Annotated in this window: 13 protein-coding genes; 3 read left to right on the forward strand and 10 right to left on the reverse strand. The window is 41.9% G+C overall.

The features are described from left to right. Positions 1–62 precede the first annotated feature (62 nt). Positions 63–1,676 (reverse strand): M20/M25/M40 family metallo-hydrolase, encoded by a 1,614-nt coding sequence (locus MHI20_RS04730; RefSeq protein ID WP_340936969.1) that lies wholly within the window; start codon positions 1,674–1,676, stop codon positions 63–65. Positions 1,677–1,816: 140 nt separating this feature from the next. On the opposite strand from MHI20_RS04730, the gene namA reads away from it, so the two are divergent. Together namA and MHI20_RS04740 are read left to right on the forward strand one after the other, a co-directional pair. After that, positions 1,817–2,833: an NADPH dehydrogenase NamA gene (gene namA / locus MHI20_RS04735; protein WP_024718910.1), complete on the forward strand. Its 1,017-nt coding sequence runs from the start codon at positions 1,817–1,819 to the stop codon at positions 2,831–2,833. A 119-nt stretch (positions 2,834–2,952) separates the two neighbouring features. Further along, positions 2,953–3,717, forward strand: a complete 765-nt coding sequence (locus MHI20_RS04740; RefSeq protein WP_041091946.1) for an alpha/beta fold hydrolase — start codon at positions 2,953–2,955, stop codon at positions 3,715–3,717. A gap of 44 nt (positions 3,718–3,761) precedes the next feature. On the opposite strand, the gene MHI20_RS04745 is transcribed toward MHI20_RS04740, so the two are convergent. Together MHI20_RS04745 and rnz are read right to left on the reverse strand one after the other, a co-directional pair. Further along, positions 3,762–5,069 (reverse strand): aminotransferase class I/II-fold pyridoxal phosphate-dependent enzyme, encoded by a 1,308-nt coding sequence (locus tag MHI20_RS04745; RefSeq protein WP_039165881.1) that lies wholly within the window; start codon positions 5,067–5,069, stop codon positions 3,762–3,764. A 139-nt stretch (positions 5,070–5,208) separates the two neighbouring features. Continuing rightward, the gene (gene rnz, locus MHI20_RS04750; RefSeq protein WP_041091778.1) at positions 5,209–6,138 is read right to left on the reverse strand and encodes a ribonuclease Z; all 930 of its coding nucleotides are present in this window, start codon (positions 6,136–6,138) and stop codon (positions 5,209–5,211) included. Between the two features lie 222 nt (positions 6,139–6,360). Between rnz and zwf the strand changes: the two genes are divergently transcribed. Then, on the forward strand, positions 6,361–7,836 hold the full coding sequence (gene zwf, locus MHI20_RS04755; protein ID WP_058336671.1) for a glucose-6-phosphate dehydrogenase: 1,476 nt from the start codon (positions 6,361–6,363) through the stop codon (positions 7,834–7,836). 50 nt (positions 7,837–7,886) lie between these two features. Here zwf and MHI20_RS04760 read toward each other — a convergent pair whose 3' ends face one another. The 7 genes from MHI20_RS04760 to MHI20_RS04790 all read right to left on the reverse strand — a co-directional run bounded on the left by MHI20_RS04760 (position 7,887) and on the right by MHI20_RS04790 (position 14,417). Further along, a complete protein-coding gene (locus MHI20_RS04760) occupies positions 7,887–8,609 on the reverse strand; it encodes a GntR family transcriptional regulator (RefSeq protein WP_008342268.1) in 723 nt (240 codons plus the stop codon). Between the two features lie 175 nt (positions 8,610–8,784). Then, positions 8,785–10,191, reverse strand: a complete 1,407-nt coding sequence (locus tag MHI20_RS04765) for a glycoside hydrolase family 1 protein (RefSeq protein ID WP_277518712.1) — start codon at positions 10,189–10,191, stop codon at positions 8,785–8,787. Next, complete coding sequence (gene celB, locus MHI20_RS04770; protein WP_277518713.1) at positions 10,175–11,521, reverse strand: PTS cellobiose transporter subunit IIC; 1,347 nt, start codon at positions 11,519–11,521, stop codon at positions 10,175–10,177. Before celB ends, MHI20_RS04765 begins: the two co-directional genes overlap by 17 nt. Before the next feature lie 25 nt (positions 11,522–11,546). Beyond that, positions 11,547–11,879, reverse strand: a complete 333-nt coding sequence (locus MHI20_RS04775; protein ID WP_017357943.1) for a PTS lactose/cellobiose transporter subunit IIA — start codon at positions 11,877–11,879, stop codon at positions 11,547–11,549. A 3-nt stretch (positions 11,880–11,882) separates the two neighbouring features. Beyond that, complete coding sequence (locus MHI20_RS04780) at positions 11,883–12,194, reverse strand: PTS sugar transporter subunit IIB (RefSeq protein WP_017367558.1); 312 nt, start codon at positions 12,192–12,194, stop codon at positions 11,883–11,885. Between the two features lie 578 nt (positions 12,195–12,772). Further along, the gene (locus MHI20_RS04785) at positions 12,773–13,558 is read right to left on the reverse strand and encodes an SDR family oxidoreductase (RefSeq protein ID WP_340936982.1); all 786 of its coding nucleotides are present in this window, start codon (positions 13,556–13,558) and stop codon (positions 12,773–12,775) included. Between the two features lie 13 nt (positions 13,559–13,571). Then, positions 13,572–14,417: a GRP family sugar transporter gene (locus MHI20_RS04790; RefSeq protein ID WP_201297802.1), complete on the reverse strand. Its 846-nt coding sequence runs from the start codon at positions 14,415–14,417 to the stop codon at positions 13,572–13,574. Between the last annotated feature and the right edge of the window lie 69 nt (positions 14,418–14,486).

Below are 14,486 nucleotides of genomic sequence, written 5' to 3' on the forward strand. Positions count from 1 at the left end.
CTTTAGACAGAAGGTGATTAAAATCAAAAAGAAAAGCCCTATCATGGCGATAGGGCTTTCACTTAATTCTTTTCTAATAAAGCTTGAATTGTTGATTCTAAGAGCGACGGCAAAACGCCAAAAGAGAATGGGACATGCAGCCGTTCTGTCCATTTGTGCGCATCCTTTCCTAATGGACCAACGTTGATGACAGGAACGTTAAGAGCTTCTTTTTCTCCTTGTGGTAACGAGTAGCCTTTTTGGTATAGCGGCATGTTGGCTGTATAATCGTCTATATCTTGATTTTCAAGCTGTAAGTAGCTTAAATCAGATAAACCAGGAAAATATTTGACTTCTTCTACTTCGATTCCATAAATCTCTTTTGCTTCTCTTTGAATCTTCTTTAAGGTCGTTTGAATATGCAGATCGTTTGTTGAAGAAACAGATGGGTAAAATGGCGGACTATAAAACAACACAATCAGTGCTCCATCTTCCTTACAAAGGGTCGTCAGTTCTGATACAATTTTGGTTGAAAAATCACGATCCCCAAGCTCACCCCGGTTGGCAAAGGCGTAGTTGACAATTCGTTCGACCTCCTGCTTGCCGGATCGTTCAGCAGCTTTTTCGTACAGCTCATGATACGTTAACACCGTGATGTTTGTATCGATGGGTGTAAAATGTTTAAAGCGTTGAAATGCAGCGGTTTTCTGTTTGAGATTGGCTTCGATTTGGGCTGCTGCTTGTTTCGCAGTTTCATAGAGGAGCCCGTGAAGCTCTTCACTAGAGCGGTTCATCATCAGCACATTAAATAAAGAAACAGCCGTGTGAGGCGTTTGAACAGAGTAAGCTTCTTTCAAATCCTTTTGCATCAAATTGGTCGGAGGCGGTGTCACTTCACCATCTACTTCCTCACAATAATCACTATTCAGTTCTAACAGCCTGTTTAATTCAGATACCATAAAATTTGCATTTAATCCTGAGAAGGGCTCACCTACATGTGTTTCAATTCCTTTGCAGAAAAATCCCGCAAGTACCTTCCCTATACTACCTGTATAGATGTATTGGTGCGCATCCCCGGGATACTTTTCAAACATCGGCTCACTGTTTAAACACGCGGTATACTCAAGGTCATACGTCTCCTTGAGTTCCTTTAGTTTCGGAACAGCCTCCAGCATCCCCTGTGAATTCACTTCTTCATCTGGCACTGTGACGAGCAGAATATTTCCTTCAAACCTCCCCGCCATCGCTCTTTCCAGCATGGAAAGCTGAACAGTCAGGCCTGCTTTCATATCCATGGACCCTCGTCCAAACAGCCAGTCACCTGAAGCTAAATCCTCTCTTGCCCTTTTTGGAAGAAGTGCACTTTTTTGAGAAAAGGACGCCATTAACTCTTCGGGCTTACACGCCATATTTTGAAATTCTCCGTAATCCTCTGTATCGACGACATCAAAATGGCTCAGGAGTAAAACAGTACGTGGCAGCGTACTTCGTTTGACAAGTGCCGTTAAAAAATACCGGCCATCTTTCATTGGATGCAAAGCCAAGTGATCAGGATGCTGCTCAAAATATGGCCGCTCCCTCAGCAAGTAATATAAATATTCCGCTAATGCGACTTCTCCCGTTGTACCAGATATGCTTTCATACTGCATCAGAGCTGTGAGTAGCTCCTTTAGTTCACTTTCCGTTTGCCATTTCATCCGTTTATCCCCCTTTGATGTCCATATCTTTCATTATACAAAATCATGTTCAAAAGCTATATGATTTGAGCACCTTTTATGACGAATGTTTGAATGACTGTTATAATCGGCTATACCATTCTATGAGGAGGCGAAGGTAATTGGAAACAAAGCTTTTTTCACCTTGGACATTAAAAGGTGTCACACTCAAAAACCGCATCGTCATGTCCCCGATGTGTATGTATTCATCCTATGACCGTGATGGAAAATTACAGCCTTTCCACTTTGCACATTATATTTCCCGTGCGCAAGGTCAGGCCGGATTAATTATGGTCGAGGCAAGTGCTGTTTCACCTGAGGGAAGAATTAGTGATCAGGACCTCGGAATTTGGAGTGATGAGCACATTGAAGGATTTGCCTCATTAAACGAACAAATCAAAGCGTACGGAACAAAAACGGCCATCCAGCTAGCCCATGCAGGACGCAAGGCTGAGCTAGATGGTGACATTCTTGCTCCATCCAGCATTCCATTTGACGAACAATCTAAAACACCTCTTGAGATGTCTATCGATCAAATAAAAGACACCGTTCAGGCGTTTCAAGATGCCGCTGTCCGCGCCAAGAAAGCTGGATTTGACATCATTGAGATTCATGGTGCGCATGGCTATTTGATTAACGAATTTCTCTCACCGCTTGCCAATCACCGGACAGATGAATATGGCGGTTCACCAGAAAATCGTTATCGCTTCTTGAGAGAAGTTGTTGATGCAGTCAATGAAGTGTGGGATGGACCATTATTTGTCCGTGTATCCGCTTCTGATTACACAACAAAGGGACTAGATATTGCAGATTATATTGGCATTGCCGCATGGCTGAAAGAGCAAGGAGTCGATCTAATTGATGTGAGCTCAGGCGCTGTGGTGCAAGCCAGTATTAAAACATTCCCCGGCTACCAAGTCACCTTTGCTGAGAAAATAAGAGAAGGTGCCGGCATCCAAACAGCCGCTGTTGGTATGATCACATCTGGTGTACAGGCCGAAGAAATTTTACAAAATCAGCGTGCTGACTTGATCTTTATCGGCAGAGAATTTTTACGGGATCCGTATTTCCCAAAAACAGCCGCTAAAGAGCTTCGTACATCCATCGAAAGCCCGCGCCAATACGATCGCGCTTGGTAACATCTTTAAGCAAAAAGGTGTCTATTTTTTGAAATAGGCATCTTTTTTGTTTTTAAGAGAAACATCTTTGCCTTTTGTGCCGTCTTTTAGCTAAAGAACCACTTAGAGGAGATGGAAGAATGAACTCGGCATTGATTGAAAGAACGTATCATATAGATGGACATCACTTTTATACAAGGCATCGTCAAGGAAAAAAGCAAGCCACCATTATTTTTGAAGCAGGATATGGAATTTCAGGCGATACGTGGGCGAATATCGCTCGTGATATTGACCCAGAGCTTGGTGTTTTCTTATATGACCGTTTAGGTAATGGAAAAAGCAGTGAAAGCAAAGAAGGAAGAACTTTGCATGATCTTGCGGATGATTTAGATACACTCTTACATCAAGCCAATATTCAGCCGCCATTTCTCATTGTGGCGCACTCATTTGGCTCTCTTGTCAGCCGCTTATGGGCAAGCCGCAGAAAAGAAGATGTTATCGGTATGGTCCTTCTAGACCCAGCAAGTGAGGAGCAAGAGCAGGTCATTCTGCCACTCTTATCAAAGGAAGAACGCACTTCATATATGGCGCAGTTCACAGCAGAATGTACACATGAGGACTTTGAGCAAATGCTGCGTACGATCAAAGAGGAGCAAACGCATTATGGGATGATGCCCCTTCTTGTCATTTCATCAGGCAAAAGCCGCTTGTTTCATCCAGCACATGAAGCTTGGCTCAGGCTTCATAAACGAATGCTCACATTATCATCCCAAAGCGGATGGATTCAGGCGCAGAACAGCTCGCACTATATTCATCACGATGAACCACATATTGTGCAGCTTGCGATTTATGATGTATGGTGTGCAGCAAAACAGCCTGTCTCTTATTATCAAACAGCTAACTAAAAACAAAAACTCCTTGACCGGACATCAGTCAAGGAGTTTTTTCATTATACCGTTGGTGCTGATTGACTTTTCTCAGACAGCAGCTTTTCAATGCTGACAAGCTGAACGCATAACGTAAAGATGTCAATCGCCTGCTCTAGTTCTTCAAGCGTTGGGAACGTTGGCGCAATACGGATGTTACGATCAAGCGGGTCGTTTCCATAAGGATATGTCGCACCTGCACCCGTTAGTGTCACACCGGCTTCTTTCGCTTTTTGCACAACAGCTTTTGCACAATGATCGAGTGTATTTAAGCTAATAAAATATCCGCCATTTGGTTTGTGCCACTCAGCGATGCCTGTTCCACCAAGCTTTTCATCAAGGATCGAAAGAACGAGGTCAAATTTCGGCTTAATAATCGCTGCATGCTTTTTCATATGTTCCTTCAATCCTTCTGGATTCTTGAAGAAACGAAGGTGTCTTAATTGATTGATTTTATCTGGCCCAATGGTTTGAACTGATAGCTGCTTTTGAATAAAGCTGACGTTGTCCTGACTAGATGCCATCAGTGCAACACCCGAGCCTGGGAACGTAATTTTAGAAGTAGAGGCGAACATAAACACACGGTTTGCATGTCCTGCTTTGTCTACTGCTTGAAAAATATCTTTTAACGTATCAGGCGTATCTGTTAGATGGTGGACTGCATAGGCATCATCCCAAAAAATACGGAAGTCGTCTGCTTTAGTCTGCATGGAAGCAAGACGGTCAACAACCTCATCTGAATACGTAATGCCGTCAGGGTTACTATATTTCGGTACACACCAAATCCCTTTGATGGCTTCATCTTCTGCAACCAATTTTTCCACCTGATCCATGTCAGGTCCATCCGACTTCATATCTACCGTAATCATCTCTATGTTAAAATGCTCACAAATGGCAAAATGACGATCATATCCTGGGCTTGGTGCAAGGAATTTTACCTTTGGAAGCTCTCCCCAAGGTGTTTTGCTGCCATATACGCCGTGAGTCATAGCACGTGCAATTGTGTCATGCATCATATTCAGACTAGAATTACCGCCAATGATGATTTGTTCTGGCTTCAGATTGAGCACACTTGCAAAAAATTTCTTTGTTTCAGGAAGGCCTGTCAAGCCGCCATAGTTTCGCACATCTGTACCATCCTCAGCTGTCATTGCATCCTTTGATGTCACGACATCGAGCATGCCCATAGATAAATCGAGCTGTTTTGGTGAAGGTTTCCCTCTAGACATGTCTAAGTGTAAGTTTTTACTTTTGTACGTTTCATATTCTTTTTGTCGTGCTGCATATAGGTCATTTAATTCTGCTTCACTTAACGCTGTAAAACCGCTCATCTTTGATTGTGCCTCCCGTATTCTTCATAGTGTAATTCGTCATTTGTTTTTTCTTCACCATTTTACCACTACCTGAAAAAGAGCGTCATCATAAATATCAAAAAAATCACACAACTTTTTTTGACGATTCATCCAATTTTTACAGGGTACGGTCAATAGGAAAAGAAAAGAAATCATGTGCAGCTTCAGTCAGCGGGAATATATCGCGGGCTTCTTTGAGTAATTGTTTCAGCGACTCTTCCCCTTGGTACCGTGCACTAATATGGGTCAAAATCAGTCTTTTTGCGCCTGCTTCCTGCGCTGTTTTTGCTGCCTGTTCTGTCGTACTGTGATAATAATTATAGGCTAGTTCTGCATCTTCTTTCCCAAATGTTGCTTCATGGACTAACACATCCGCATTCTTGGCAAGCCTTGTTATATTCTCGCACAAACGGGTATCTCCTGAAAATGCAACGATTCTCCCTTTTTTAGGGGGTTCCAAATAATCGGTTCCATCAATCATTCTTCCATCTTCGAGTGTAACGGTTTCCCCATTTTTCAACTTCTGATACAAAGGTCCAGGTTTTACACCGATTTTTTTTAGGTCTTCGGCTTTTAGTGCACCCGGTACATCTTTTTCCACGACCCGATAACCGTAAGCTGGGATCCCATGAGACACTCGTCTTGCTTCTACTTGAAAGGTCTCATCTTCAAAAACGATCCCTTCCTCTATTTCTATGATATGCAGCGGATAAGTCAAATGCGTTTGTGTCGCTGAAAGTGTCGCATTTACAAAAGCTTTAATGCCGCTTGGACCATATATCGTCAATTCATCCTCTCCGCCTTGAAAGGACCTGCTGCCAAGCAGACCCGGGAGACCATATACATGATCACCGTGCATATGCGTGATAAAGATCTTCTCAATTTTTCTTGGTTTAATCGTTGTATGTAATATTTGATGCTGCGTCGCTTCTCCGCAATCAAAAAGCCACACGGCTTTTCTCTCTTCTAAAAGCTTCAGCGCAGTGCAAGTGACGTTTCTTGTTTTTGCAGGAATGCCTGCACCTGTTCCTAAAAAGAGCAGTTCCATTACGATTTCCTCCTACAGCCGGTATACAATCTCTTCATTCATATAGAATACATGAAGACAGGATAAATGTGAATTCAGCGGAATTTTTGAAAAAAGTCAAACTCGGGCAGAAAAAGTCGAATCAAATGTTTGCTTTACGAACAATGAACCTTTAAAATAAAGAAAATGTACATACATTCTCGGTTTTTACAACAATGCTACGAATAAAGTGAGGTACTTTTCGTGAATACAGAAACTAACTATCCAAAAGCAGTCATTGTCATTTTTGGCGCAACAGGAGACCTTGCAAAACGCAAGCTCTACCCTTCTATACATAGACTTTATCATAGCGGAAAGCTTGGAGATCAATTCGCCGTTGTAGGTGTTGGACGTCGTCCTTGGTCTCATGAAGACCTAAGAGCTGTGGTAAAAGAATCGGTCTCTTCTGATGATGCAGAAGCAAAAGCAGAGGAATTTATTTCTCATTTCTATTACCATGATTTTGATGTCTCAAGCCCTGCTTCCTATCAAGCACTGAACACGCTTCTTTCTGGTCTTGAAGATACATACAGTATCCCGAATAACCGGATGTTCTATTTAGCGATGGCACCAGAATTCTTCGGAACCATTGCGAAGTTTTTAAAAAGTGAAGGCGTATCAGAAACGACTGGATGGTCTCGACTTGTTATTGAAAAACCGTTTGGTCATGACCTGCCTAGTGCCAAAACATTAAATGAAGAGATCCGAGATGCATTTACAGAGGATCAAATTTATCGTATTGACCACTATCTTGGTAAACAGATGGTGCAAAACATTGAGGTAATTCGTTTTGCGAATGCGATCTTTGAACCGCTTTGGACAAACCGCTATATTTCAAACATTCAAATCACATCGAGTGAATCATTAGGTGTCGAAGACCGTGCGAGATATTACGAGAGTTCTGGTGCACTGAGAGATATGGTACAAAACCATATGCTTCAAATGGTTGCACTACTAGCCATGGAGCCACCGATTAAGCTCAATACAGAGGAAATCCGTAGCGAAAAACGGAAAGCATTGCGTGCGCTTCGTCCATTCTCGAAAGATGAAGTGGATCAATTCTTTGTCCGCGGACAGTATGATGCAGGAACGATTGATGGCAATATGGTTCCTTCCTATCTTGAAGAGCATAATGTGGACCCAAACTCCAACACAGAAACATTTGTTGCAGGGAAACTTCTCATCGATAACTTCAGATGGGCCGGGGTACCATTTTACATTCGTACAGGAAAACGTCTAGAAAAGAAATCCACTCAAATCGTGGTGCAATTTAAAGACATTCCGATGAACCTGTACTACGGAAACGGGAATTCCATGCATCCAAACTTACTTGTGATTCACATTCAGCCAGACGAAGGCATCACCCTTCACCTGAATGCTCGCAAGCTTGATGGCGGAACGTATGCTAAACCAATTAAGCTTGACTATCAAACAAATTACAACGACATCATGAATACACCAGAAGCGTATGAAAAGCTAATTCATGACTGTTTGCTAGGTGACGCAACAAACTTTGCCCACTGGGATGAAGTAGCACTGTCTTGGAACTTTGTTGATCCAATTTCAGAAAAATGGGCTGAAACCAAAACGTTAAAACCAAATTATCCTGCTGGTTCTATGGGACCAAAAGAAGCAGATCAGCTTCTTGAAAAAGATGGATATCACTGGTGGAATATATAAAATCAACAAAAAAAGAGCAGTCTCCCGATTGAGGGGGTTCTGCTCTTTTTTTAAAGTCGTGTTTTCGTAATTTCAACTGTTGAAAAATCAAATTTATCATAGCGATGATGGCTAAAGGAATATTCAAACGGCCGACCTGTGTTTAAATAAGCCACCTGCTCCACTTCTAGCACCGGATCCGTAGGGTCACAGCCTAAATATTGCTGATCAAGCTGATCTGATTTAGCCGCTCTAATTTTTTTGTGCGCTCCTGCTACTTTTAATTGCAGTGTGTTTGTAATGTAGCTATAGATGGAACCCAATAAAACCTCTTCATCTATTCCCTTAATGACATTGACAGGCATAAAGGTTTTTTCTAATACATATGGCTCTTCTTCTACCAAACGGAGCCGAATAATGTCATAGACAGGTGTGCTTGAGTCAATGGATAAATGAGCTGCCACCTCTTCACTTGGAAAATGCACATCAAAGCGAATGATTTGGCTCGTCACGTTTTTATCTGCCATCACTTTCGTGAACCCTTTATTTTCATGACCTGATACGTTGATCGCACCTTGATTTAGTGCTGCCTTCACAATAAATGTGCCATGACCTCTTTTTCTAAAGAGCAGACCTTCCGCCACTAAAAGATCGAGCGCACGCTTCATCGTCATTCTGCTGCATTTAAATTCAGCGGCAAGCGAGTTTTCATCTGGAATGGGTTGATCTTCTGGATAATATGCTGTTCCTATTCTTTTTCTAATTTCTTCTGAAATGAGTTCGTACTTTGTCATCTCACACCACCAACTGACTTGTTTTTTCATATCCTATTATAGCGCTTTCTAGCCTTCCTCTCATTCTACACTAAGCCTAGTGCGCTTAAAAGGTTCGAGCCACTTTCATTTCACCCCTTTCATCTTTACATAAGAAAAATACTTGCCCTTTTCAAGGAAAGAGCAAGTATCTTGATTAGAAACCATTATTCTCTGAAACCGATTGAAACCAATAGCCACTTTTTTTGATGGTACGTTTCCCGTCTTCCTCAAGGTCCACTGAGACAAATCCATAGCGATTTTTATAGGCATTCGACCATGACCAATTATCCATAAACGTCCACAGATGATAGCCTTTTACATGACTTCCTTCTTGAATGGCTTGATGCACCCATTTAAGATGCTCAGAAATAAAATCAATGCGGTAATCGTCATGAATCATTCCTTCTTCATCCTGAAACCGCTCTTCTCCTTCAACACCCATTCCATTTTCAGAAATAAAGCATTCAATATTCCCATAGTCTGTCTGGACTTTTTTCAATATATCGTAAATACCCTTTTCATAGATTTCCCAGCCGCGGTACACATTCATTTTTCTGCCCGGCATTTCAAAAGAATCGAAATAATGATCTGGCATAAATGGTGCATCAGGGTGAGGCATATGTTCCTTTGCTTTCACTCTTCTTGGCTGATAATAGTTGATGCCGAGAAGGTCGATCGTGTTCTCTTGAATGAGTTCAAGGTCTCCTTCCTCCATAGCCGGCATCAATCCTTCTTTCTTTAACACGTCCACCAGCTTTTCAGGGAAATGTCCTTTCACTGCTGGATCTAGGAAGGACCGGTTAAAGAAGGCGTCAGCCATCTCAGCTGCTTCGACATCCCGCGGATTCTGGCTTCGCGGATACGAAGGAGTAAGGTTCAGGATAATGCCTATTTTCCCATCCTGCTTCATCTCTTTATAAGCCGCAATGGCCTTAGCATTTGATAAAATCTCATGAAATCCAACTTGCACTGCCTTTTGGAAATCAACTTCGTTCGGATAATGGAAGCTATACATATATCCACCCTCTACAGGGACAATCGGCTCATTATGGGTAAACCATTTTTTCACCCGGTCGCCAAATAGCTGAAAACACAATGTCGCATAGCTGACATAATCGTCTACGACCTGCCTGTTTACCCATCCTCCCGTCTCCTGCAACGCCATTGGCATATCAAAATGATACAAGTTCACAAACGGTTCAATGTCACTCGCTATCAGTTCATTGATCACATCATTGTAAAAAGCCACAGCTTCTTCATTAACAGCCCCTTTTCCCTCAGGTAAAAGGCGTGACCATGAAATAGATAGACGAAACGAGTTGTGCCCAATCTCCTTCATGAGTCGGATATCCTCTTTGTATTTACGATAAAATTGAGAGGTTACATCTGGACCGACGCCCTGAAAAAAACGATTCGGCTCTTTTTCAAACCAGTGATCCCAAATGTTCGGCCCCTTTCCATCACCTGGATAACTGCCTTCTGTTTGCGTAGCAGAGGCAGAAGATCCCCACCAGAAACCTTCTGGAAATGTATATGATTGACTGTTAGTTTCCATCGACATGTATTGAGTCTCCTTCACCTTTGATGTTTGTTTGTTTCGTTTTTTCTGTCGGGACTATTTTTTCATTTTTCACATTCATACGATCAATAAATTTTAGGAACGGGAACCAAATGACAAACACAATCATTAAATTAAACAGCTGAAGCAGACCGCCCGCTAATGAATTTGTTGCCATGACTCCGCTAATAAAGATCGGGACTGTCCAAGGAATATTCACGCCTGTCGGAGGCGGCACAATACCTGTGGCCATCGCAAAATAAGAAATACAAGTAATCACCATTGGCGCCAAAATCCACGGAATGAGAATAAGCGGATTCATCACAATCGGTAAACCGAAGATAATGGGTTCATTGACGTTAAATAAACCTGGTCCTAAGCCGAGCTTTGCTACTTGTTTCAATTGCTTACTTTTAAGAAAGATTAAAATCGTAAACACAACAGCTAGCGTCATACCGGTTCCACCCATACCCACTGTATAGATTTCGATAAACTGCTTGCTGATGATGTTCGGAACCTCACCTGTTTTTGTGTAGCTTTCTAGATTTTGAATGGACAATGTATTCCAAATCGGGTCCATGACAGAGTTGATAATAATTTGGCCGTGGAGCCCAAAGAACCAAAGAATTTGTATAAAGAAAATAGCGATCAAGGTCGGAATGATACCGCTTCCAAGTCCGACAAGCGGCGCCTGAATCGCATTGTAAATCAAGTCATGCATGTTGGTTTTGAACCCTTGTGTAATGATGATATTGATCAGTAAAAAGGTTGTGAGTGTCAAAGTAGCCGGGATAAGTGCAGCAAAAGACTTAGAAACAGCTGGCGGAACCCCTTGCGGCATATTAATGACAAATTTCTTTTGGACAAAATAGCGATAAATTTCAGCCGACAAAAAGCCTGTGATCATTCCAAGAAACATTCCCTTTGCGCCTAAACGATCGACTGGGATGACGCCTGCAATGGATGCACCGCCCTCTTGTTCTAGTAAAAATGGCGTAAGGAGTAGAAAAGAGGCTAAAGCGATCACACCGCCAAAGACAGCTTCCACATCATAGCTTTTCGATAAATAGTAGCCAATCCCAAATACAACAAACACACTCATAATGCTGATGGTCGCACTAGGTGCAATATTCAGTGCAGACTGAACACCTTCCAGTGCTGTTTGACTCATGATCTTATCTAAAAATGGCAAATTCATTAATACGACCATGATGGAACCAAAAATTGTTAATGGGAACGCAAGCATAAAGGCATCCCTTAATACCCCTAGATAGCGATTATTGTTCAATCTCCCAGCAATCGGAACCAAAATCGCACTTATTTTATCAAACATTGGTTTCCCCCCTTGTTTACACCCTTTATTGTTTCAGTGATTGCAATATCGGTAAGAGCTCTCCCACAAGCTCTTTTATTGTCATCGTTGACATGAAATGATCTTCGGCATGCATGAGCAGCAAGGAGAATGAAATCGTTTCTCCGCTTGCCTCTTGCTGTACCATCTGAAAATGGATATCATGTGCATTCCGCAAGTCATCTTCCGCTTCTTTGAGAAGGTCAGATGCTACTGTTTCATGACCTTCTCTAAATTGTTTAAGAGATTGAAGCAATTTGCTTCGTGCATTTCCGCTGTGTAAGATCAATTGAAAACTGATTTGTTCTTCCGTGAGTCCTTCGAGTGTTTTCTTTTCCATCCTTTAAGATTCCCCCATCAATGAAACCGCTTGTTCATACGCTTTTTGTCCATCTGCTAGCCCATACGCCTGCATATCGATGACCTCTACTTCAATCCCATATTTTTGAGCTTCTTTTTGAAGATCCCCTTTTAAAAAGCTCATTTGCGGTCCAATTAATACAACATCGGCATGTGCCATTTCTTTTTTCGCTTGGTCTTGTCCGACTGCCCAAATCTCTGCTTCCTCCCCTATAGACTCAGCATGTGCCTTCATCTTTGTGACTAGTAAACTCGTAGACATACCTGAACTGCATGCTAATAAAATACGTTTCATTTCTCTCACCCCATTGTTGTAATAAAAGCGCTTCCAGTTAATATTATATATTTTTATTTTTAAATGTCTAGACATTTAATTTTATATGTATGTATTTTATTTTAAAAATGACCGTATCAATACTCACATCAAGCTTTCAGAACAAAAGAGATCTCATCCAGATATGAACGAGACCCCTTTTCTTTTAAAAAATACTCTCCGAATGAACCATAAAGTAGCTTCTTCTTCAGAAGACAGTCTTTGAGAACTTTGTTAAAATAAGTGCTAATGACTTAGCTCATTCAAAAACCCATAAATCATGAGAAGTAACTGCCCCGAGATGGAAACAGATGCTATTCCCACTCAATTTGATGGATAGGTAAACGTCTTTTGCTGCTACTTTTCGAATCTATTCATATCTTTGCAATCAAAATTTGTGTAAAGCCTGTAAAAGAAACGAGCATATTTGAATAGGGCGTATAAACGGATAAAAGCGTGTGAATGTTTATACACACGCTTTTCACTAGTCTTCACATGCACATACTAGATCATAATTTGGTGTTGTGTTATCCTCTGAGCCCAGCCCGTGATCATCACGATTATCCTTTTCCTGCTTGGAATCCAGGGTACTTGGTCATACCGCCGTCTACATATAACGTCAACCCTGTCACATAGCTCGCCTCTTTTGATGCAAGCCAGACAGCACATGCTGCCACTTCTTCCGGTTTTCCGATATAACCAATCGGTATCAGCTCAATGACTCCCTTTTTCAATGCTGGATCATCAAATTTTTCGGCATTGATCGGGGTATCAATTGCGCCTGGTGCAATGCTGTTTACGCGAATTTTTTTAGGGGCATATTCTAGTGCCAGCGTTTCCGTCAAAAGCTTGGCGCCTCCTTTACTTGCTGCATAATGGACAAAATGAGGCCACGGAATTTGCTGATGGACCGACGACATATTAATAATCGACCCCTCGATCCCGTGTTCTGTCATATACTTTAATGCATCACGGCATCCTAAAAACATACCTGTTAAATTGGTGGACATCACTTTGTTCCAGTTATCTAGCGTCATTTCAGTTGAAGGAACTTCATTTTCAGTTCCTGCATTATTGATCATGACATCAAGACTGCCATATGTATTGACAGCTTGATCAATCATCGCCTTCATATCCTCTTCTTTTGATACATCCCCTTGAATTTTGACAGCCTGTCCGCCACTTTTTTGAATCTCAGCAATCGTGTCGTCCGGGTTTTCTTTATCTGAGAAATAATTGATCACTACATTGGCTTTTTCTTGTCCAAACCGGCGCGCCATCGCCTGACCTATCCCTGTACCTGCTCCTGTGATGAGAACTGTTTTCCCTTCCAAATCTGGATACATTCGCTTAAACCTCCTATTTTGTAAAACCTAGCAACACACCGCCTGCGATAATCATCAAGCAGCCTGCAATGACAAAGCTTGTTTTAGATGCTTTCTCTTTTAATAAATAAATACCGCCTAAAGTCGAGATGACAATTCCTGTTTGAGACATGGAAAAACTTACTGCTACGCCAATGAGTGGAATCGCCAAAAGAAGCCCTAGATTTCCTGTCGACCACACAAGACCAGCAATGATATTTCTGAACGTATATTTGCTAAACGGGTCTTGCTTTAGACTAATCGCTAACGATGAAAGCAGCATGCCGACAGATTGCGGAACGAGCGCAGACCAGCCATCTATATGAAACCATCTTAAAATGACGACATATCCGACGTAGCCTACGGTTGAGATGAGCAAAATGATGATTCCCTTTTTAAAATTGCCGCCTTCGTTCCCGCCACTCTTTCTTTGACCGAGGGATGTCATGACAACGCCAGCAATAATAAATAAAATGGCACAAGAACCAATAAGTATGACCGTCATGGTCTGCCATTCTTTGAAAACGATGACACCAAATAATGTCGTGCTCACAAGCTGCATACCCGTTGATAAAGGAACAGCCTTTGACACCCCTAAAAAGGCGACACTTGAAAGCTGATTCATTTGCCCAATACTCCAAAAGATCCCAGAGATAACGGAAACCGCAAAAATAAGCGGTGTCAGTTCCGGCATTTTGATCAAATAGGCGCCGATTGAAAACAAAAAAGCGCCGAGGGTAATGCCGAGTGTTTGCTGATAGGCATTCCCGCCAAGTTTGACACTGATGAGAACAATACTTCCCCAAAATATCGCTGGGAGAAGTGCATATAAAATGCCCACTTCTATCCCTACTTTCTGTTCTTTTTTACTTAGCATCCCTCTTTTTCGGATTTTTAGCCGAATAGATGT

Source organism: Bacillus sp. FSL K6-1106 (genome assembly GCF_038005245.1).
GTDB lineage: Bacteria > Bacillota > Bacilli > Bacillales > Bacillaceae > Bacillus > Bacillus altitudinis.

Coding starts and splice junctions, on each gene's coding strand:
- MHI20_RS04765 (WP_277518712.1), bottom strand. CDS start 10,191: ATGTCGATGGAAACTAACAGTCAATCATATACATTTCCAGAAGGTTTC.
- MHI20_RS04740 (WP_041091946.1), top strand. CDS start 2,953: ATGAACTCGGCATTGATTGAAAGAACGTATCATATAGATGGACATCAC.
- MHI20_RS04745 (WP_039165881.1), bottom strand. CDS start 5,069: ATGAGCGGTTTTACAGCGTTAAGTGAAGCAGAATTAAATGACCTATAT.
- MHI20_RS04730 (WP_340936969.1), bottom strand. CDS start 1,676: ATGAAATGGCAAACGGAAAGTGAACTAAAGGAGCTACTCACAGCTCTG.
- MHI20_RS04775 (WP_017357943.1), bottom strand. CDS start 11,879: ATGGAAAAGAAAACACTCGAAGGACTCACGGAAGAACAAATCAGTTTT.
- celB (WP_277518713.1), bottom strand. CDS start 11,521: ATGTTTGATAAAATAAGTGCGATTTTGGTTCCGATTGCTGGGAGATTG.
- MHI20_RS04780 (WP_017367558.1), bottom strand. CDS start 12,194: ATGAAACGTATTTTATTAGCATGCAGTTCAGGTATGTCTACGAGTTTA.
- MHI20_RS04785 (WP_340936982.1), bottom strand. CDS start 13,558: ATGTATCCAGATTTGGAAGGGAAAACAGTTCTCATCACAGGAGCAGGT.
- rnz (WP_041091778.1), bottom strand. CDS start 6,138: ATGGAACTGCTCTTTTTAGGAACAGGTGCAGGCATTCCTGCAAAAACA.
- MHI20_RS04760 (WP_008342268.1), bottom strand. CDS start 8,609: ATGACAAAGTACGAACTCATTTCAGAAGAAATTAGAAAAAGAATAGGA.